The sequence below is a fragment of the Paenibacillus sp. FSL R5-0636 genome, from assembly GCF_037974255.1.
GTDB lineage: Bacteria > Bacillota > Bacilli > Paenibacillales > Paenibacillaceae > Paenibacillus_AQ > Paenibacillus_AQ odorifer.
On the sequence record NZ_CP150232.1, the window covers coordinates 5,500,171 to 5,522,097 of the forward strand.

The window sequence follows — 21,927 nt, forward strand, 5'->3', positions numbered from 1 at the left end:
TGGGAGTGAATAATATGGAGATTAAAATCGATAACTTAACCGGAACCGAAATCATAGCACTGATCAGTGAACATCTGCAGAGCATGTTTGAGCAATCCCCGCCAGAGAGTGTACATGCGTTGAATTTAGATAAATTAAAAACACCTGAAATCACCTTCTGGAGTGCCTGGGAGCAGGGCGAACTCTTAGGTTGCGGTGCTCTTAAAGACCTGGGTAGCCATCATGGTGAAATCAAATCTATGCGTACTTCTACCAAGCATCTTAGGAAGGGTATTGCATCTAAAATGCTTGCCCATATCATTAAGGAAGCTAAGCAACAAGGCTATCGGCGGCTGAGCTTAGAAACCGGATCCACTGAAGGGTTCGAAGCAGCTAGAAAATTATATGAACAATATGGATTTGAATACTGCAGTCCGTTTGCAGATTACATTGAAGACCCCTATAGTGTTTTTATGACAAAAGAATTATAAGCACTATGGAGGTGCTAACTTGACTACTAATCAATGGATACCGATTCTCGCAGCGTTCATCGGAGCCTCTTGCTGCTGGATCGCGCTCTTTAATAAGCGTAAGAACAAATAGAATCGCAGATAAAAAAAGACTCCCAAATGGGAGCCTAAACGTTGACACATTATTTTTTTGGAATATCTTTCATTCGAGGACTAAATATAAAACATGTAATTGTCAGCCAAACTCTCTTCTTTGTAGTTAATCAAATCATAAAGTGTTGTGGAATCCAGCACATCGGCAATGCTGTCACGAATACGCAACCATAAATCCCGTTTCGCTGCATCGTCCTCTTCCGTGAAGTCTACAGGAGAGATAGGGCCCTCCAGCACACGGATGATATCACCGGCAGTGATAGCGTTCGCCTCACGCGACAAAATGTATCCGCCATATGCTCCACGAATACTTTTTACAAGCCCTGCATTGCGCAGAGGAGCAATTAGTTGCTCCAGATAATGCTCGGAAAGACCATTTTTCTCAGCGATACTCTTAAGTGAAGTTGGTCCTTCACCAAATTTCAGTGCAAGCTCCATCATAATTGTTAGTCCGTAACGACCTTTGGTTGATATTTTCAAAGGGGCACCTCTTTCAGTTTAATGTCTGATTATTGTATACTATTGATTCGGCAAGTCATTTTGATTGTCATATCAAGGTATTCCGATAATTACTCTCAGTTTATGTTATCATATCCGAAGTCACAAATGAAATGGTAAACGAAACATTTTACGAGAATGTTCACCCCAGGTGGACATTTTGTTGTTTCCAGTCTCTTATTTCAGAGGTTTAGAGTAGACAGGTATGTTATAATACATTTTGAGCCGGGTGTTCCATGAATGACCGGTATTTTGGGTACAGAAATGGTGATTACGATGACAAAAGCAAAACAAGACACCCGTGTCGTCGTCGGCATGTCCGGAGGGGTCGATTCCTCCGTCACGGCGCTTCTGCTCAAGCAGCAGGGCTATGACGTCATCGGCATCTTCATGAAGAACTGGGACGATACCGACGAATTCGGAGTATGTACGGCCGAAAGCGATGCAGAGGATGTTCGCCGCGTATGCGAGCAGATTGATATTCCTTACTATACCGTTAATTTCGAGAAGGAATACTTTGATAAGGTATTTTCTTATTTTCTCGATGAATATAAGGCCGGCCGGACGCCAAATCCTGACGTCATGTGCAACCGCGAGATTAAGTTTGGAGAATTTTTGAACAAAGCTCTTCAGCTTGGTGCCGATTATGTCGCAACTGGACATTACGCACGTGTTATAGAAGAAGATGGTGTGTACAAGCTGCTCCGCGGCGTAGACAACAATAAGGATCAAACCTATTTCCTGAATGCACTGGGGCAACATCAACTCTCTAAAACAATGTTCCCTATTGGACATCTGCCGAAACCTGAAGTGCGGAGAATTGCTGAAGAAGCAGGACTTTACACTGCCAAGAAAAAAGATAGCACAGGCGTCTGCTTTATCGGCGAGCGCAACTTCCGCGAATTCCTCAGTCAATATCTCCCGGCACAAGCTGGCGATATGGTTGACATAGTAACTGGAGAGATCAAAGGCCGCCACGACGGACTTATGTATTACACGTTAGGCCAACGCCAAGGCCTTGGTATTGGTGGCTCTGGCAACGGCGAACCGTGGTTTGTAGCTGAGAAAGACCTTAGCCGCAACATTCTTTATGTAGTACAAGGAGACAAGCACCATAGCCTGTACTCCACTAGCCTGATTGCTTCCGGTGTTAACTGGATTGACGGTCAAGAGCTTGGGCAAGAGCCGCTGAAATGCACCGCCAAATTCCGGTATCGCCAGCCAGATCAAGGCGTGACCCTTACAGCGCGTGAAGATGGAACAATAACTGTAGCCTTTGATGTTCCACAAAAAGCTATCACACCTGGTCAAGCCGTTGTCTTCTATCTCGGCGAACAATGTCTCGGCGGCGGAACGATAGAATATGCGGAGAAGGTTGTTCCTTCAGCACAAGTGTGAATTTAAACCAAGCTTCTATAAAAGCTTGATCTACAAGTAATCGTAGTAACTCACAATATCTAACAAACGTACCAAAGCACGAAATAGTTGTATTTAATACAGCTATTTCGTGCTTTTTTATTTCTTTTTGGGTTTTAGTTGTATATTGTACAGTTAAACTGAGCTTATACCTCAATAAATACCCATATACTGATAAATAGTTGTATGAAGTGCAACTAAATTACGTTGGCGCGGCTAGGGTGTATTTTAGTTGTAAAAAATACAATTAAAATGGATATGAAGCCACATTTAGTCGCAGTCGCTAACTAGCCAATTACTAAAAAAAGCCCCAGCCAAATGGCTAGGGCTTCCCTTATTTAGACTTTAAGGCTCAAGTCCCCATGCTAGATCACCATTCAAATACAATGGCACATGATTCCATTCCGTGTACGATGTTTTGGCAGGATCATAAGAGTAGTCTCCAACCTCGTTGTAATTGCTCCAATCCGTTTTGTTGACCCGGATCTGGATATCACCCGTGTTGGCTCCCGGTGCAAGACTGCCTGCACCTGCGCCGAAGGAGATTTCTAAATAATAATCCGCTCCAGTTTTGGCAGGGTCCACCTTCACGAATGTTCCCTGTATATTACTTCCACCGATGTTAGCATAGTCAACATTAAATTGTTGAGGTTTATCGCCATCAATCGTGTAATAATACCGCAGCTTTACATCGCTAAGCGCTACAGCCGTATCCCCATTGTTAACAATTTGCAGCTGCGGGCGGAACTGATTATCTCCCGGATTGGTATCACTTGTCCGGTATTTCACCAGCAAATCTCCTTGTACCGGAATCGGCACATCAATAGGCTTGGCGTGAACCTCAAGCGAATTTGGGCTCTCTCCAACCACGTTGGAAGCACTAACTACGTAGTAGTAATCCGTACCGTTAACCACTGAAGCGTCATTGTAAGTCGCCTGAGTGACAACAGCCACATCGCTGTAAGGGCCACCAGTTGTCGCAGCTCTTTTCACAGTGTAGCTAGTAGCTCCAGTTACGTTGTTCCAACTAAGATCTACAACTTTGTTACCAGCGACCACACTTGGTTTGGAAGGTGCTTTTGGAGCTACTGGCTCAGTAGGCACACTGCTGTTGATCAGTCGATCGTATTCAGCATAAGCAGTTGCCATATCTACTTGCGACCAGAAGCGATGGTAGGTAAATTCAGGGGCTCCATTGTCCCAAGTTTTAGTCACTTTATTAAAAGAAGTATTGTATTTGTCCAGCAAATATTGCCACTTGGAGTCATTCACGATATTTGGACGGATATCGGTATAGCTTGCGTATACCCCGTTTCCGCCTTTAGCTGGATCGGAAGGCACTGTAGATGAACCAGGGATCGTATTTCCTTGGCCGAATGTACCTGTCCAACCGCTTGGAAAATAGACTTCTTTAGTGAAATAGCGAGAATAATCTCCACGGCTTTCGGTAGTTGCAATACCAATTCCATCGTTATAACCCCATGCCGTGTCTAACAAAGATTTAGCCAGTACCTGAGCCTCTCCTCCCAGACTACTGTAGCTGCCATGTTCAGCTTTGGTGCCAGCCGCATAGAAGGTAAGTGCCTTAATATAGCTGCCCAGTACACCTGTATCTTGGCTTGGACTCTTAGTTACGGCTTTCAGGTTACTGTTTGCTGCAGAACCACTGAAGCCATTCCACGTATTAGGTTGTCCTGTCCATTCCACATTACCTGGAATCCAGAACTCTCCTGGTGCAGAGACTGTTGCCACTTGTGGGTTGTCTCCTCCAAGAATTCGATTACCTTGACTGTTCAGGTAGTAACCTTCAGCATCCGTAACTGGACGTTTGTTGGCAAAGGCATAATCTTTAGACCAATCTACCCAATTTTCTATAACTTGTTTTGCCATTTGAAAGTTTTCAGATGTAGTGTCTCCGTTAGAAGCAAGGATATAGTACAGCTCTGCTACCCGCTCCACACTCCATGCCTGCATCCCGAACCAGTTATTGGATGGAGGATCGTGGTAGACTGGAGCTTCGTCATATGCCATGCCATAAAAAGTACTGGTTCCGGCTGGATAAGCCTTGTAGGCGCCTTGATAACTATTGGTCGCTCCTCCGGCAATTGCCCCTTCAGAGGACTGCAGCCAAGTATAGAATTCCAATTGACGTTTCAGAGAATTTTCCCAATCCTGTCCAGCTGTAGCTGATGACGGGATCAGACCACCATCCGAATCAGAAAGTGCATAGGCAGCCACGACATTCTGATACCCTTGGTGGGCATGGCTCGCCCCGATTCTCCAAGCCCAGTTTCCTGTAGCTCCAAGTCCACCGCCCCATGCGGTATACCAAGCCAGAAGATATTGATTGGAATCTTTGCCAGTCCCGGCATCAGGTGTGCCGTCAGTAGCTGCACTTCCTACTTTTTGGAAGTATTTATCATACATACCGTACCGCAGGAAATCGCCCATTTTCTTAGCTTTATTCAAATACACTGTATTGTTGTAGCCGAGCTCTTTAGCCCAGTACATTGCTTGTACTGCCCGTGCATCGGCATCTGTAGCATTCGTGTAACGCCATTGAGCGGAAGGCACGTTAGCTTCTTTTGTGAACAGGCTCATGAAGCCTTCGTTTGCTTTTCCGAACGTTTTGTCATCTTGAGACGGGTGAGGGACCGCCTCCCAAACGGACTCTTGTTCACCCCGTTGGAATGTATTCACATAAGCGGCTGTATGCGTAGGATTCAGCAAGTTGCCGAAGCCGTACCAGTTGTCCACGTCTACCAGCCAGTGCATCAAGTAGGTCTGGTTGTTGCCATACGTCGCCTTCAATTCAGCATCTAGCGGATCTTTACCTGCTGTATACTGGCCACCTAGCTGACTTGGATACTGATCCGGCTGAGCATGCTCCGCTGCATACGTAGCCGGGCTGTTCGGATTGTAATAACTCATGGTTGGCTGTTCTTCCTTGCCATCACCTTCGTTAATAGGGATGATATACTTCTCCATGTTGTCCCAAGCTGATTCCAGCTTAGTCCAGTCCCCTGTGTGATAACCATAGAGTACCTCAAGCCACATCCAATAACTGTAAGCTTCTGAGGTCGTCATATGTCCGTAATCAGGGGCTTCACTCATCAAGGTCTCTACCGCATGATAAGGTACTCCTTCAGCAGAGAAATAACCATTTGCGGGGTCTTTTAGCTGCGCATATAATTGCAGAAATCGCGTCTGCTCCGTAGTAGAAGCGTGAGCAGTCTGAGGTCTAAAATTAAATAGACCGGTCATGAGTGAGAGAAACAGGACTGCGGCCATCATTACAGAAACAGGCTTCTTTATTAAGCTCAATTTCATCATCTTAGGCAAGCTCCCTCTCTTGGATATATTTATGGTTCTAAGCCCCATACAAGTGTTTCACCTTGATAAAGTGTAACTTTATTCCAATCGGCAAATGTCTGCTGAACCGCGCTGTAGGAATAATCATCCGTTTCATTGTAAGCCGTCCAGTCCGTCTTATTGGTGCGAGCCTGAATCTCGCCGCTATCTCCACCAGGCGCTACGCTTCCAGCCTCTGCACCAAAAGAAATCTCCAGATAATAATCCGCGCCCGTACTGGCGGGATTCAGCTTAACAAAACTGCCGCTTAAATTACCACTGCCCACTACAGCATAATCACAATGAAACTGTTGTGGTTTATCCCCATCCACAGTGAAATAATAACGCAGCTTCAAGCCGCTAAGTGCCACAGACTCGGTTCCTGTATTCATAATTCGGAACTGAGGGCGCAGCTGTCCATCACTGGCATTCGTATCATTCGTACGATATTGCACCTTCAAATTCCCCGTTGTGGGCTGTGTTGTTTCTTGGGGTTTGGCACTAACCTGTATAGATGGCAAGCTCTCCCCTACACTATTCGTGGCAGTGATCACATAATAATAACTGGTTCCGTTCACCCGTCCACTATCCATGTAATCCGTTCCCATGACATTCTCAAGCACCGTATACGGGCCTCCACTCACTTCACTGCGTTTAACGGTATATTCACTAACCCCGCTAATGGCATTCCAAGTCAAATGGACAGTCCCATTACCTGCTACTGCCTGAACATTAGTCGGACGTGCAGGGACTTGAGGTTCTCCAGGTTGTCCACCACCCGCTGGAAGTTCTCCATACATGTGCACACCTGCATCAAACACCGGAATGTTCGCTGTTTTAACAGGAGTTGCTCCTTGAGCTGCCACACCTTGGAATGAAAAATCATTAGCATTATTCCAGAAGTTAGTGTTCAGCGGGGCTGCAATTCGGAATTGAATCTCCTTACGATGAGCAGATTGTCCACCCGGATAAATTAAAGTACCTGTAAAATCAACCTTAGTATAGTAGATATGGTTAGCTGCATCGTAAGGCTGAAGTGCAGACACCGTTCCACCCTGATTGTAGCCTCCCGCCGTAACCGTAATATCCTCAGGAGCATAACCAGCCGCTATCGCTTCACTAAGATCCACATAGTAGTTAAAAGACATCTCTTTACTGGCCCGTGCCGGCCAGCCCGTACGGTTATTCAGCAATGCTCGAATCTCTACGAAGTTGCTGCCACTAGCATTCACAGAGGCTTCGACAAACATCTCATCTTCACGTGTCTCTGCAGGTGGAAATTGTGCAAGCGGCTGTTGCCCTTGTCCATGCAGCAGCACCACTTTTGCAATAGCTCCTGTAAAAGCTGCATTGTAATCGGTTGCAACTTCATTCGAGACATAATCGTTAATGGAGTCGGTGTAGCTGTCTGTTTTGGACGGGCCTCCAACTAGCGCTCCGTACAAGACATGGCGATGATTTACCGGAACGGTCTGACTATCATTCCATGATCCATGTGAGGTTCGATGATGGGGATGCTGAGGAGAATTATTACCATAACCGATAACATAACTGCTGTTTCGTGGATTGTCGCCAAGCATATACGTAATTTGTCTCTCCGCGAAAGAACGCGCCGTATCTTTCTTCACCGGATCGCTCACCCAGTCCGAGTAAACGAAGGCCATAAAAGCCTGATTGGCTGCATAACGCAATGCGCCCCATTGATCCAGATGGGCTAGTCCGCCAGGTGTATAGGCAACACGGTCACTTGTTCCACCCACTCCAGTCGTCCAATACTGCATATTCCGTTCAGTGGATTGAATGAACTTGGTCTGCCCGGTGATTCGTGCCAACAGTAATTGAGCGCCATAATGCTTGTCGTCCCAAGACTGCGTCCACTGATAACCCCAGTTTCCAGCCTGATTCGTTCCCCATTGATCACTTGCTGCAATAGCCTTATTGAGATACTGCTGATCGTTAGTCGCCAAATACAACCAGACAGCCCCCCAGCTCAATTCATCCGCATAACCGCTCCAAGAATTATAATATTGTTTGGCATCGGTAATGCTATCGGAATAGGAGCCGCGGTAAGTGTCAGCAAAATTATAAAGCTGTTTAGCATGCAGCAGCAGCTTGTCCGCATATACGGCATCCGTATCCCTGAAAATAATGGATGCTGAAGCTAACGCTGCAGCTGTTTCTGCGGCAAGATCTGATCCGGGATGAGTGGCATCAATTTTGTAGGAAGGTCTCTGCATCTGCATGACTTCTGCGGGTCCCCACCAATTATGATCGGTTGTTCCGTTACCAACTTGTCCCCACAGCTCGTTAGGAGCAGTATGAGCTTTTACAAAATAATCGGTTGCCCAGCGAATATTGTCTAATATTTCCTCCAGCTGCCCAGACCCCTCATATCCTTGCTTGTACTCATAAACCGACCACGCCAGCATTGTCGTAGAATAAGCCATAGGCAGACCGAATTTAACGTGATCACCGGCATCATACCAACCACCAGTCAGATCATGTCCCACATCCGCCCCGTCCAAAAGACCGGAATCGCCCCGCCATTCCACCCGATTGTTATCTGGCAATTCACCAGACCGCTGGGTTTCGTAGAAATAAATAGATTTTTGAAGAACCTCCGCATAGTTGTAGTCTCCGGCCGCCGCCTCTGCTATCGCCGGTTGAAATGCAGCATTTGAACAAAATGTAAGCGTAAACAACAAACTGAACACCAGTCCTTGTTTCCTATACCTCTTGATCATTTCTACTGCCCCTCTCTTCAGTGAATGCCACAAGAAAGATTACACCTCAGTCCCGTAACACCTCCCTCACTTGAATCAGGTACCCGTCATTGCGATCATCCACTCACCTCTCTCTAAGAGCTATATTTAAGCGAAAGTTTCGCTCTCACCCAAAATATACCATATCTTTCATTAAAACACTATATTTTTACAGTAAATAATGCACAAAATATAGGAATTATTGTTAATTTAATGAAAAATAAAAAACAGCAGCTCAGGATCTCTCCTTGAACTGCTGTTCATTAATACCCTCTTACTGAGCTACCGCAGCTTTATCTGCAGAAACCGCAATGTCGTTATAATAGATTTCAACTCCATCACCAACAGCCCAATAATTCAGGACGCGGTTATTAACTGGCACTATTACAGCACGATAAAGTGTTGGGAATACTGGAATCTCATCAACCATAAATTGTTGCCACTCTTTATAGATTTCTTTACGTTTGTCTACATCAAATGCAGCCTCGGAGATCCCTTCGGCGAGCAAACGATCGTTCTCTGCACTCGAGTAACGCGGGAAGTTATAGATTGCATCTTTGCCATACAGACCTGATGGGTCAACGTCAATCCCTACACCCCAAGCGCCTTGGTACACATCAACAGTAGGATCATCCTCACCATTTTGACCTATGCGATCATAGAAGGTATTAAACTCTACCATTTCCAAAGTTACATTCAGACCAATCGCTTTCCAGGATTGTACATAATATTGAGCCAGCGGCTCAGCAATGTCTCCACCAGTCATCGAAATGAAATTAATCTTCAGCTCGCTGCCATCTGGATTCGTTCTAAATTCACCGTTTAGTTTGTAACCAGCGTCATCCAGGATCTTCTTAGCTGCTTCTGGATCATAAGCTACACCTGGATTGGAAGCATCATGGAATTCAGGATGGGAAGGTGGGATCAACGTAGTCGCATTCCAGCGAAGTCCATTATAAAACTTCTTACCGACAGTATCATTATCTACGGCAGCCCACATGGCTTTACGCAGATTTACATCCGCCATTTTAGCTTTAGGATCTGTTGCAACAACCTTTTTCTCTGCATCCCATTTACCAAGCTTAAAGCCTATATACGTATAAGCACGATCAACCGCACCCAGGAATTCAACGTTTGACATCTTTGCATTATCCGGGAATTGATCAATAGGGAAGGAATCCACCAAGTCAACTCCGCCAGATTTCAGTTCTTGTACAATCGTTGTTGGGTTGATAACCTTCAAAATTACTTTATCCAGTTTTGGGGCTCCGCGCCAGTAATCTTCATTCTTAACAAATACTACAGACTCACCAGGAACGATGCTCTCTACTTTAAAAGCTCCGAAGCCAATTGGCTTTTGGCGGACTTCAGGGGAAGAGGAGATTTTGGCAACATCCATGCCGCCAAAGATATGTTTGGCTAATGGATAAATCCATACGCTACCCGTTAACAAGGAAGGTGTAGATTGCTTATAAGTAATCTGCAGTTTCTTATCACCCAGCACTTTAATCCCGGATATGGTCTTGGCTTTACCGGAATGGTACTCATCCATGCCTTCAATATTAGTGAAGTCAGAACCATAACGAGGACCATCATAAGCAGGATTACCAATAACTTCATGGGCGAACAACCAGTCTTCAGCCGTTACTGGCTTACCATCCTGCCAGTTTACATTGTCGCGAATCGTAAAGGTAAAGGTCCGTCCATCTTCTGCAACTTCATAAGTAGCCGCACCATCATTAGTATATACATAGTCTTTATCCCAAGTTAACAAACCTTCATCAAACCAGTTCAGAACTTGAGCATCTGGATCTCCAGAATAGAAGTTCCAGTTCAAAGTACCTTCAAATGGACTATCGGAAACAAGTCCAAATGTAATTGTCCCTCCGTCAATAGCTTCACCTTGGTTAGTCTTAACGTTACTAAAATCTTTAATGTTATAAAGTCCGTCTTCTGCCTCAGGCGCGGCCGTTGCTTCTGCAGTTGCCGCAGGTGCGCTGGCGCTAGGAGCTGCTGTTGATTCAGCCGCTTCGTTGTTGTTCTTGGAGCCGCAAGCCGCAAGAGCGAACAACATTACAAACATTAATGAAACTAGTAAAGCTTTTGAACGAATGGCTTTTCTCATTTAATCATTTCCTCCCTTATTATCCTTTTCTTTGTCTTGCGTCGGTCGCACGTTTAAGCGCTTGACCCACATTATTTATACTCAACATCAATACCAGGATCAGCAATGATGCGGGTAACCAGATCCACCATCTGAACTCAAGGGTCTGCGGATTTCTCGCATAGCTTACTAGAGTACCCAGACTGGGTGTACTTTCTGGAAAACCAAAACCTAGAAAGGATAGGCCTGATTCCAATCCAATATTAGCTGCCAGATTCAAGGTCATCGTTACGATAATGATAGAGCTTAAGTTCGGCAGAACTTGCGTGAACATAATTTTTAGATTGGAGGAGCCTAGGGTCTTAGATGCCTGAACATAATCCAATTCCTTCTCTTGCAATGTCTTGGAACGAATTAGCCTGGCAATCCCCATCCAAAGAAATGCTGTCATGATAAAGGAGAAGGTCAATGTATTGTACTTAGGCACTGCGCTGACAAAAGCTATAACAATCATTAGAAAAGGTAGAATCATGAAGAAATCCACAATACGCATCGCGACATTATCTACCGTTCCCCCAAAGTAACCTGAGACTAAACCTACCAGAATACCGATAATTCCCGTAAAAAAAGTAACCATAAAGGCAATAGACATGGAATTTCGTGTTCCTATAATTAATTGACCGAATACATCCCGTCCTCCATAATCAGTCCCCAGCCAATGCACAGCCGAAGGCTTCTCATATAGGGCGAACAAGTCAACCGTGACAATTTCTTTCTGATCTAAAAATAAGGAGATCCCATATACAGCAGCAATAATCGTAAATAGGAAAATCAATGAGATCAGTGCCAGCTTATCCCGCACCATCTCCCGCCAAACAATTTTGAAGCCCGATGGACTTTTATCAGTTTCCTGCAGCAGAGCTATCTCTGCGCTCGTCTTTGCCATTTCATTCACCCCAAAGTGTTCATCTTCTTATTTAATCCGGATACGAGGATCTACGATACTTAAAATAATGTCTGATAACAACGCACCGACGATGGAAGCAACCCCATACAGAAGAACAAGAGCTGTTACCACGCTGAAATCCCGAATCGTTATCGAACTTAGAAACAGCAAACCCATTCCTGGATAGCTGAAGATCGTTTCAACGAACACCGTACCACCGATTAGCCCAGTGATCTCATATCCAAAAAATGCAGCGATCGGCAGCAAGGAGTTTCTCAAAATATGACGATTGTATACGCGTGACTCCGAAGCCCCTTTAGCTCTAGCAGTGAGAATGAAATCTTTTTGCTTCGTATCAATGATCTCATTTCTCAGATATTGTACGGTCCCAACCGTTGCAATTAGCGCCATAGATAGCGCAGGCAGAAGCAGATGGTAGAATTTACTCCAGAAGTGACTTAGTGTACCTGGAACTTCCCCGGGACTGACACTGCCGCTGGTAGGAAACCAATGAAAATGAAATCCGAAAACCCATACCATTAAGAGTGCAAAAATAAACAACGGTGCAGCAAATCCAATATAGGTATAGCCAGTTATCAAGCGATCCAGCCACGAATCGTTATAACGTCCGCTGGTAATACCAAGCGGGATAGCAATAAGGTATGTAAGAATCAGCGTAACAATGGCCAGCCAAAGGGTATTCATCAGGCGTTGACCGATTAGCTCTGAGACCGGCATTTTGAAACGGAAGGACTGGCCGAAATCCCCTTGTATCGCTTTAGTGATCCAATCCCAGTACTGGATGTACCATGGATCATTTAAACCGAGCTTTTCTCTCATCGCATCAATGGCCGCCGGGTCAATATTCGGATCAAGCATTCCTGAAAGTGCGTCACCAGGCATCGCCTTCGCCATAAGAAAAACAAGAATACTTAATAGAACTACTTGAGGGATCATTATAAGAATTCTACGAACGATAATCTTCCACATATTCTCAACCTTTCTCAGGCAAGGCTACCAGATGAGTCTCGGAAATTGATTTTAAAGGATAAGCCATGCCTTCTTCATCAAAATAATTCCGGTGCGCTTGTTCATATTCCTTGCTTACTGATTTTCTAAACTCCGTCTGCTTTTCTCTCTGTTTCGGATCAATATCAGGAATGGCGGCAATGAGTCGTTTGGTATAAATATGCTGAGGATTGTCAAAAATATCTTTAGCAGTCCCTTGCTCCACATGTCGTCCTTTATACATAATCCCTATGTGATCGCACATATGCCTGATGATCCCGAGATCATGACTGATAAATAGAAAAGTAAGATTCAGCTCTTTTTGAATGTCCTGCATGAAGTTAAGCACTTGTGCCTGTACTGAGACATCTAGCGCAGATACCGGCTCGTCAGCAATAATAAGCTTTGGCTTGAGTGCAATTGCTCTGGCAATTCCGATCCGCTGCCGCTGGCCGCCAGAAAATTCATGCGGATATTTCAGGATGTTCTCAGGACTTAAGCCTACCTGTAAAAGCAATTCCTGCACCCGGCGTTTTTCTTCCCCTGGAGACATTTTTTCGAAATTACGCAACGGTTCTGCAATAATATCGAGTACACGCTTCTTAGGATTTAAGGAAGAGTACGGATCCTGAAAGATCATCTGAATGTCTTTGCGGACATTTCTTTGCTTACGTACACCCCTCAAGGCCAAATCTTGCCCTTCAAAAATCACGCTGCCGCTAGTAATAGAATTAAGACCTATAATCGCGCGACCCGTTGTCGTCTTTCCGGAACCAGATTCACCAACCAGACCATAGGTTTGCCCAGCTTCAATGGTAAAATTAACATTATCGACAGCCTTAACTACGCCAACTTCCCTTCGAAAAACACCGCCGTGGATCGGAAAATGTACTGCTAAATTTTTAACCTCAAGAAGTCCCATTGTGGATTGCCTCCTCGTTAGTATCAGGGAAATGGAAATTGTTATAACAGGTGCAGCGAACGAAATGTCCGGGTGCGACTTCATGCAGCTGTGGGTTCTCCTCATGCTCCGATTCAGGAATCCAAGGCGTCCGTGCCGAGAAACGGCAGCCCTTACGCGGAAGGTTTTGCAGTGGTGGAACAATCCCCTGAATCACATGCAATCTGGATTTCTCTTCTTTTGCCGTTGGAATGGAGTTTAATAAGGATCTCGTATACGGATGTTTCGGATTAGACGTCAACGTAAAAATATCTGCGATTTCGACGATTTGTCCGGCATACATCACCGCAACACGGTCAGCCATTTCGCTTACAACCCCTAAGTCATGAGTGATTAAGATAATGCCTGCTTCCATATCGTTTTTTAATTTTTTAATAAGTTCAAGGATTTGTAATTGGATAGTCACATCTAGTGCTGTAGTAGGTTCGTCGGCGATCAAAAGCTTGGGTCCATTGGCTATCGCAATGGCGATAACCACCCGCTGCCTCATGCCACCGGATAATTCGTGGGGGTACTGCTGATATGTATGCTCGGGACGGGAAATTCCAACCTTGGTCAAAAGATCAATGACCTTCTCTTTTCTCTGTTTCTTAGAAAGCTTGGAATCGTGTAGGATAAGTACTTCTTCAATCTGTGAGCCGATGATCATTAGCGGGTTTAAAGCGGATAAAGGATCTTGAAAAATCATAGACATTTCTTGGCCGCGCAGCTTGTTTAGTGCAGCAGGAGACATGGTAACGATGTCCTGGCCCTTGTATTTGATTTGTCCGTCAATTTTGGCTCTGGTGTGCAGCCCCATAATTGAAAAGGCGAGCGCACTTTTTCCTGAACCAGACTCTCCAACGATAGCCAGAATTTCATTTTTGCGAACAGACAGGGTAACATCATCAACCGCAGCATAATAGTCGTCTGCAATTCTGAACGATGTCGACAAATTTTTGATTTCTAGTAGTTCTTCGCCCATATTCATCACCCTAACGACAAGGATTTCAAAATTAACACAATGAAAATATTATGTAAATTTTGATATAAATAGTGTTGATTTTCATGAAACATTTTGAAATAACCAATGTGATGATAATTAACACCATTAAGAATACTACCAGTAGTTCAATCGGAAATAAAAATGAACATCTCGTAACTTTGTAGTTCATTTTAATTAACTTATGGTAAATTATCAATCTTTTCCTATAAAAAATTTTCAATCGATGTGATTAAAAGTAACGTAGGCAACAAAAAAACGGCTCTAGGCCGCCTTTTTTTGGGAATTATTTAGTTCGTCTGAAAGTTAAAATCTTTTGCTTTCCAGCATGAAATTGGAAGGTATTACAGTCGCTAGCTGGGTTACTGCTCCCGCCGAAGCTTTTGATTATGACGAATCTTAATCTCGTTGCCTTGCTCAGTTGCTTGATAAAAAACACGCTGAGAAATCTCCTTAGGCAAATACTCCTGCTTTACATAATGCCCCGGAAAATTGTGCGGATATTGATATCCTTCATGCCCTAACGCAGTTGCGCCTTTATAGTGCGTATCACGCAGATGCAGCGGTACCTCCGCTGATTTGATCTCATCCATACTTGCCATTGCATTGGAAATAGCCATAACCACAGCATTAGACTTCGGACTCTCCACGGCAAAAAGAATAGCTTGGGCAATGTTCAGCTTCGCCTCTGGCCAACCATTATTTCGATAAGCATCCAGCGCACTCACCGCTTGAACCATAGCTTGGGGATTAGCCAGGCCGATATCCTCACTGCTGGCTGCAATCAGGCGCCGAATAAAAGTCATAGGGTCCATTCCAAGCTTTTCTACCGCATACAGAAACCAGAACAACGCGGCGTCGCTGGAACCGCGAATACTTTTATGAAAAGCAGAAAGCACATCATACTGCGTCGATTCATCAGCCTTCACAATGGGGCGCCGAATGGATTCTTCCGCCACCTCCAGCGTGATATGAACACTTCCATCAACTTGCGGCGCGGTAGTCAGGGCTGCCAGCTCCAGCGCGTTTAGTGCTCGCCGGATGTCTCCATTAGCCATTGTTGCAATATGCAACAATGCCTCCTCATCGACCTGAAGCTCCATAAATCCAAGACCTTTATCTTTGTCCGCCAAGGCTCTGCGCATCGCGATCAAGCTGTGTTCACTCGTTAATGCCTCCAGCTGAAATAAGGTGGAGCGGCTCATAAGCGCTCCATTAACATAATGGAACGGGTTCTCTGTAGTCGCTCCAATGAAGGTGATGGTCCCTTTTTCTACCGCTGGCAAAAGCGCATCCTGGCGTGAGCTATTAAATCGATGCACCTCGTCCAGGAACAGGATCGTCTTAGTGCCGTACAATGTTTGATTGTTCTGAGCTCGCTCAATAACCTCCCGTACATCCTTCACGGTAGCTTCCACCGCATTCAGACGTACGAACTCTCCTTGCGTGTGATGAGAAATAATATGCGCGAGTGTCGTCTTGCCGCATCCCGGGGGACCATAGAGCAAAATCGAAGAGACTTGATCCGCCTCAATCGCTCTTCGCAGCAGCTTCCCCCGACCTATGATATGCTCTTGACCAATATATTCATCAAGATTCTCCGGTCTCATCCGGTCCGCAAGCAGCCGTCCGCCCCCGGTGTCCTCTCCGAAAGAAAATAAATCCATAACTCCACTTCCTTGCTATATTCTTGTAAAAGCTCAATATAAATCCCTCTCTATCATACCATATCACAGGGAAGGATTAGGATGTCCTGCCGGTTCAAGGTAACAGTATCAGCATAGACTTATTTTACGCCAAAATAAAAAGAGCATGATCTCGTCTTAGAAAGGCGGGAGCCATGCTCTTTTTTCAAAATATAAGAAAGTATAGGTTTCACGCTACACTTTATCCTTATGATTTCTCGCATAACGCTTACCGTCCTTATAAGGACACCAGAGGCGTTTATGCTTGAATTGCAAGCTAGCAATTTACTGCCAGCCGCATTTTTGATATGATTTTACGAATGCTTTCTTCCGATAGATGGTACTTCTTCTGAAGTTCCGCTACGGAATCACCGCTTCGATGACAACTGAAAATTTCCTTGTTCCGGTTCGCTATTTCTTTCCTCGAACCGCTGTTCTCGCCCCATCGAACCCGCTCTTCCGTCCTCTTTGGGATGTAGAGCAGTTCACCTTGGATGTATCCCTGAAGCTCTTCGAGCAAGCCAGGGGGGAGCACATCCTTCCCATTTACATAACTCAACTTGCATTTCCTCCTTCAACAGGTGTGTCCCTATGCGTCGGTCAACTAAGTTTTTAGTTATAATCACGTCACCTGCCTCCTTTCTTCTCCTCATATTTGGAAAAATCCGTAATTTCATTATATAAAAACCTTTTGGTAGCGTCTACATTCGATTTCATAAATTTCGTTCTTATGGATAAGTGTGGTACTTCTTATGTTAGTAATAAGGAGGCCATAAGGCCTCCTCGCTTTAAGCAGGTTTCCGTCTTAAACGGAAACCACCTCGTATACTGAAATCATTTCAATCAGCCTCCTTCCAGAAGTGTTCTTGCCCGGCCGGACACTTATTATTAAGCCATACCTATGGGGGAGTTACAAGACCAAGAACAGTTATAACCATTCTCCACCAGTCTTACTCCCCCTCAGAATCGCTTCCAGCCGCCGTTTGCACATAGGAAGGAACTTCCCCATTATGGAGCAGCCACAGCTCATGGAGAGCACGTGTACAGCCGACATACATCAGCTTCGCGTCCCAAGCCGTCGCCCCGTAATGGTCTTGATCGGCATCTGCTAAGATCACTGCATCGAACTCCAAACCTTTTGATAAATAGACAGGCAGCACCGATAGCCCACCCTGATATTGGGTCATACTGCCATCAATCAGATGAATATCTTCAAAATGCTGTGCCAGCTCCGCATATAGTTCTGCAGCCTCATGAAGATTTCTTGTTAGGACAGCCACCGTACGGTATTCCCTTCCTGACAGAGACTTCAGTGCAGAGGTTATTGTCCGCAAGCGAGCTTGCTCATCAGCCACCAGTTCCCCGTTATCCTCACCGTAGGCGATCATACGCACGGGATCTCCACTACGAAACACAGGAACAGCCAGCAATGAGCTCTCCACACCTGAAGATAGAATTCCATTAGCGAAGTCTATAATTTCCATAGTAGAACGATAGCTGCGTGTCAGCGCGTGATAAGCCGTGTTCTCAGGGGCAAACAACGTCTGCATCTCTTCCCACGCGTGTACGCCTTTATAGGCATGTATACCCTGCGAGAGGTCACCCAGGATCGTAAAGGAATGGCCTCGCACATATAAATCCAGAACGGCAATTTGGAAAGGTGAAAAATCCTGAGCCTCATCGATTACTACATGGTCAAAGCGAGTAACGCCCTCATCACCGTTCAAAAGATAATGGATATACAGCAGCGGAGGTAAATCCTCTTCACGTATGATGCCTTTTTTCAGCTCTTTTGCCGTTTCCTTCAGTACAGCTGCCGGAATTTCCTCAGGCGGTTCAATCGGCCAATCCTCAGGAAGTTTAGCTGCTCGGAAAATTTGCTTATAGATCGTTAATGGATCATATTTAGGCCATTTGGCACTATAAGCCTTCTCTCTCTGCGCGCCTTTTTTCTTGCGATCCTTCATAGCAGCAGCTGAAGGGCTCTTCTTCAGTTCCATCTCAATCCAGCGATGAATCCGCGCCATTACCCGTTCCTTGCGCTTAGCTGGAGGATAGGGAGCATACTCCTCATTATGCCAGCGCAAAATCATAGAACGGCGTAGCACCGCACCCTCCCACGGGCTAAAATCACCCTCAGGTACGGAGCTGCTTTCCAATAGCTTGATGCTGGACTCTATGATTCCCATCAGCACCGTGGAACCCTTGAAGCGCCCTGGTGTCTCTTCTGTAATTACCGGCATGCCGCCAGGGGTTTCGAACCAGCGGTTCATCGTCTCCGTCGCATCCTGTTCCGGCAATTCCAGTCCTAGTACATTAGCTGCCCAATCCGGAAATGTACTTTGAGCAATATTACCTACCCCGAGCTCAGGCAATACATCCGAGATGTAATCCAAAAACATCCGGTTTGGTGCAAAAATGATCATTTTTTCCGCAGAAACCTGATCCTTGTATTGATACAGCAGAAAAGCAAGCCTGTGCAGTGCAACGGTTGTTTTACCGCTTCCTGCCACGCCCTGAATGATCAGCGCTGTATTCTTGGCAGCACGGATAATCTTGTCCTGCTCCTCTTGTATGGTCGATACGATATCCCGTAGGCGATTATCCTTATTCTCCCCAAGTCGATAGACGAGAAACTCATCTGATACTATCGGTGCATCGCTTTCCCGATTGTACGTATCCGCGACCCGCTCCAGAATTTGCTTCCGAATCACGACGTTGCGTTTGAGGTATACCAGCCCCTCTATCAATCCCTCAGGAGCTTCATAGGAGGCTGGCTCGGTACCGCCGGTAAACGAATAGAACAGGCTTGCTACCGGTGCGCGCCAGTCGATGACTAGCGGACGGTCGCTTACCTGCTCACGGTCTACGCCGATTTTGCCTATATAGAGTGCCTTCCGTTCATTCTCATCATTGCCTTGAAAATCAAGCCGTCCGAAATAAGGCTCCTGCCTAAGCTTGGCAAGATCTTTGCGCTTCTGATCACGGTTCGCTTCCAGCACCTGTTCCGTATAGTCATGTCCCGTGTACACTGGTGTCTGCTGGAGCTTCTCCAGCAAAGTGTCAATTTCAGTAAGCGCTTGATTCAGCCTGTCTTCTTCCTCTTGATAGGCACTTTGAAAGTTGTCTTCCAATTTCAGTTACCTCCTAAAAGTTTATCGAGCTTAAATTTTCATGCTCCTACGTCCATTTCTCACGCAAAAGGATACCCATTGTAGCACAATCAGCACTTAAATACCAAATCTTTCAAATGATTTGACTAAACTTATAAGTTCTCCAACCTAAAACCCTTTGGTGCTCCTTAGCTCGCACAAGCGTCGAATATTTAGGACACACCAAAGGTGTTTTTGCCTTTGATTTCGGCGCTTACATACATTTAGCACGGATCAAAGGCATTTTTGCCTTTGGTTTCGGCGTACACGCACATTTAGCTCCAATCAACGGTGTTTATACCTTTGATTTCGACGTCTATGCGCTTTTAGCTCGAATCTACGGTATTTATACCTTTGATTTCGGCGTCTACGCGCATTGAGCTCGAATCTACGGTATTTATACCTTTGATTTCGACTTCTACGCGCATTTGGCTCGAATCTACGGTATTTATACCTTTGATCTCGACGTCTACGCGTATTCGGCTCGAATCTACGGTATTTATACCTTTGATTTCGTCGTCTACGCGCATTTAGCTCCAATCAACGGTATTTATACCTTTGATTTTGACATCTACGCGTATTCGGCTCGAATCAACGGTATTTATACCTTTGATTTCGTCGTCTATGCGCTTTTAGCTCCAATCAACGGTATTTATACCTTTGATTTCGTCGTCTACGCGCTTTTAGCTCCAATCAACGGTATCTATACCTTTGATTTCGACATCTACGCGTATTCGGCTCGAATCAACGGTATTTATACCTTTAATTTCGGCGTCTTCGCGTATTTAGCTCCAATCTACGGTATTTATACCTTTGATTTCGACGTCTACGCGCATTTAGCTCCAATCAACGGTATTTATACCTTTGATTTCGTCGTCTACGCGCATTTAGCTCCAATCTACGGTATTTATACCTTTAATTTCGGCGTTCGCACGCATTTGGCTCCAATCAACGGTATTTATACCTTTGATTTCAACGCTGGCTAATAGAGCTGATTAGTGAACAACAGTTCCCTCGCAATTAAAGAAATTGAATGCCGCACTATAGCACAGCCTGCAAAATAAAGTTAGCTACAAACAAACCAGCAATCCCATACAGCGCAGGTGGCACTTCCTTCCCTTTGCCCAGCGCCAGCTTCACAATTGGGTAGGTAATAAAACCAAAAGCCATACCATCCACAATGCTATAGGTGAATGGAATCATAACCATGATTAGAAAAGACGGGAACAGCTCAGTCAAATCACTCAAGTCCATCTCACGCACATTCTGTACCATAAGTCCGCCGATCACAATCAGGATCGGTGCGATCGCACTATCGGGAATATAGGATAACAACGGAAGGAATAAGAAGGTCGCCCCGAATAGAAGCCCTGCCACCAGCGAGGTGAGACCCGAACGCCCGCCCGCAGCTATTCCTGCATTGGATTCTGCAGCGGCCACGACTGGACTGCTTCCGAAAAGACCCGCGGCGATATTGGCAAGCGAGAGCGCACGCAGGCTGCTTTTGAAGCGTTCTGGACGGCCTGCCATCATCGTCTGTGAGGCTACAAGACCGATATTTTCAAATACAACGATTAACAATAACAGGAATACAGCAATCCAGAACACAAGGCTCACAATACCGCTCCAGTCCATTCCGAAAAATAGGCCGCCATAACCTGAGAATACATGCCCTGAAGCTTGTTTTTCCGGTGCATGTGCAGCTCCCAGAAGATAGGCTAGTCCTGTACCAACCAGCATACTTATCAGCAGGCCGCCGTTAGTTCCCCGGATAAATAACACTAAAGCCAGCAATAAAGTCACACAGGATGTAATAACTGCAGGATCACTAAAATGTCCTATGGCAACAAAAGTAGTCTGATGGGCAATCACTATCCCGCTCTTTTGCAGCCCTATAAAAGTCAGAAACAGCCCTATACCGACTGTAATGGCATGCTGCAGGTTTTGGGGAATTGCCTCACTAAGAATACGATAAAGTGATGTAAAGGCCACGATAGCGAATAACACGCCTGTTATAACGACTACAGTAAGCGCCTCTCTCCAGTCCAGCTTCATGGAATGAACAAGCGTATAAGTGAAAAATGCGTTAATCCCCATCCCGGGAACCACGATGATAGGCGTCTTCCCGCCAAAAGCCATCAGCAGACAGCCGGTAATAGCAGTCAACAGTGTAGCCACCATTGCAGGTCTAAGCGGCATCCCCGCGTCATGGAGAATCGTCGCATTCACCATAACAATATAAACTGAAGCAAAATAGGAGAGAATCCCTGCAGCCCATTCCCGTTTCCAGTCATTCTCAGGCGCAAGCCCCACACTATTTCGCCAAAAATTCGATTTCATGTACAAAAACCTCCACTGATATTAAGTTCCGCAGGCGGATATTACCCGGATTATAAATCTAATAATCAGCCGTTCATCCCGGTTCAGCTATTATGCCTATTTGTGGCCTGCTTCTTGCAG

General features: G+C 45.4%; 15 protein-coding genes. 3 read left to right on the forward strand and 12 right to left on the reverse strand.

Annotated features, from left to right (window positions below):
- The first annotated feature begins 14 nt into the window (after window positions 1-14).
- Window positions 15-470, forward strand: a complete 456-nt coding sequence (locus tag MKX34_RS25135; protein ID WP_076274243.1) for a GNAT family N-acetyltransferase — start codon at window positions 15-17, stop codon at window positions 468-470.
- A gap of 192 nt (window positions 471-662) precedes the next feature.
- Here the strand turns inward: MKX34_RS25135 and MKX34_RS25140 are convergent, their stop codons facing one another.
- Window positions 663-1,082 carry an Rrf2 family transcriptional regulator gene (locus MKX34_RS25140; RefSeq protein WP_036677599.1) on the reverse strand — a complete coding sequence of 140 codons (420 nt, stop codon included), beginning with the start codon at window positions 1,080-1,082 and terminating at the stop codon, window positions 663-665.
- A 294-nt stretch (window positions 1,083-1,376) separates the two neighbouring features.
- Between MKX34_RS25140 and mnmA the strand changes: the two genes are divergently transcribed.
- A complete protein-coding gene (mnmA, locus tag MKX34_RS25145) occupies window positions 1,377-2,498 on the forward strand; it encodes a tRNA 2-thiouridine(34) synthase MnmA (RefSeq protein ID WP_036677701.1) in 1,122 nt (373 codons plus the stop codon).
- Window positions 2,499-2,861: 363 nt separating this feature from the next.
- Here the strand turns inward: mnmA and MKX34_RS25150 are convergent, their stop codons facing one another.
- From MKX34_RS25150 to MKX34_RS25195, 10 genes are all read right to left on the reverse strand, one after another.
- Window positions 2,862-5,846, reverse strand: a complete 2,985-nt coding sequence (locus tag MKX34_RS25150; protein ID WP_081384056.1) for a glycoside hydrolase family 48 protein — start codon at window positions 5,844-5,846, stop codon at window positions 2,862-2,864.
- Window positions 5,847-5,878: 32 nt separating this feature from the next.
- Window positions 5,879-8,611, reverse strand: a complete 2,733-nt coding sequence (locus MKX34_RS25155) for a glycoside hydrolase family 9 protein (protein WP_076297540.1) — start codon at window positions 8,609-8,611, stop codon at window positions 5,879-5,881.
- 292 nt (window positions 8,612-8,903) lie between these two features.
- Window positions 8,904-10,754, reverse strand: a complete 1,851-nt coding sequence (locus MKX34_RS25160) for an oligopeptide ABC transporter substrate-binding protein (RefSeq protein WP_036677608.1) — start codon at window positions 10,752-10,754, stop codon at window positions 8,904-8,906.
- A gap of 19 nt (window positions 10,755-10,773) precedes the next feature.
- On the reverse strand, window positions 10,774-11,679 hold the full coding sequence (locus tag MKX34_RS25165; RefSeq protein ID WP_051490985.1) for an ABC transporter permease: 906 nt from the start codon (window positions 11,677-11,679) through the stop codon (window positions 10,774-10,776).
- Window positions 11,680-11,706: 27 nt separating this feature from the next.
- Window positions 11,707-12,669 carry an oligopeptide ABC transporter permease gene (opp4B, locus tag MKX34_RS25170; RefSeq protein WP_036677612.1) on the reverse strand — a complete coding sequence of 321 codons (963 nt, stop codon included), beginning with the start codon at window positions 12,667-12,669 and terminating at the stop codon, window positions 11,707-11,709.
- 4 nt (window positions 12,670-12,673) lie between these two features.
- Complete coding sequence (locus MKX34_RS25175) at window positions 12,674-13,609, reverse strand: ATP-binding cassette domain-containing protein (RefSeq protein WP_036677615.1); 936 nt, start codon at window positions 13,607-13,609, stop codon at window positions 12,674-12,676.
- On the reverse strand, window positions 13,596-14,612 hold the full coding sequence (locus MKX34_RS25180; protein ID WP_036677618.1) for an ABC transporter ATP-binding protein: 1,017 nt from the start codon (window positions 14,610-14,612) through the stop codon (window positions 13,596-13,598). Before MKX34_RS25180 ends, MKX34_RS25175 begins: the two co-directional genes overlap by 14 nt.
- A gap of 380 nt (window positions 14,613-14,992) precedes the next feature.
- Window positions 14,993-16,297, reverse strand: a complete 1,305-nt coding sequence (locus tag MKX34_RS25185; protein ID WP_036677622.1) for a replication-associated recombination protein A — start codon at window positions 16,295-16,297, stop codon at window positions 14,993-14,995.
- Window positions 16,298-16,592: 295 nt separating this feature from the next.
- Window positions 16,593-16,874 carry a CD3324 family protein gene (locus tag MKX34_RS25190; protein ID WP_036677625.1) on the reverse strand — a complete coding sequence of 94 codons (282 nt, stop codon included), beginning with the start codon at window positions 16,872-16,874 and terminating at the stop codon, window positions 16,593-16,595.
- A gap of 391 nt (window positions 16,875-17,265) precedes the next feature.
- Window positions 17,266-19,449 carry a UvrD-helicase domain-containing protein gene (locus tag MKX34_RS25195; protein ID WP_038572975.1) on the reverse strand — a complete coding sequence of 728 codons (2,184 nt, stop codon included), beginning with the start codon at window positions 19,447-19,449 and terminating at the stop codon, window positions 17,266-17,268.
- 446 nt (window positions 19,450-19,895) lie between these two features.
- On the opposite strand from MKX34_RS25195, the gene MKX34_RS25200 reads away from it, so the two are divergent.
- Window positions 19,896-20,453 (forward strand): hypothetical protein, encoded by a 558-nt coding sequence (locus MKX34_RS25200; protein ID WP_076297541.1) that lies wholly within the window; start codon window positions 19,896-19,898, stop codon window positions 20,451-20,453.
- Between the two features lie 55 nt (window positions 20,454-20,508).
- Here the strand turns inward: MKX34_RS25200 and MKX34_RS25205 are convergent, their stop codons facing one another.
- The gene (locus tag MKX34_RS25205; protein ID WP_076297542.1) at window positions 20,509-21,807 is read right to left on the reverse strand and encodes an NCS2 family permease; all 1,299 of its coding nucleotides are present in this window, start codon (window positions 21,805-21,807) and stop codon (window positions 20,509-20,511) included.
- Window positions 21,808-21,927: the final 120 nt, after the last annotated feature.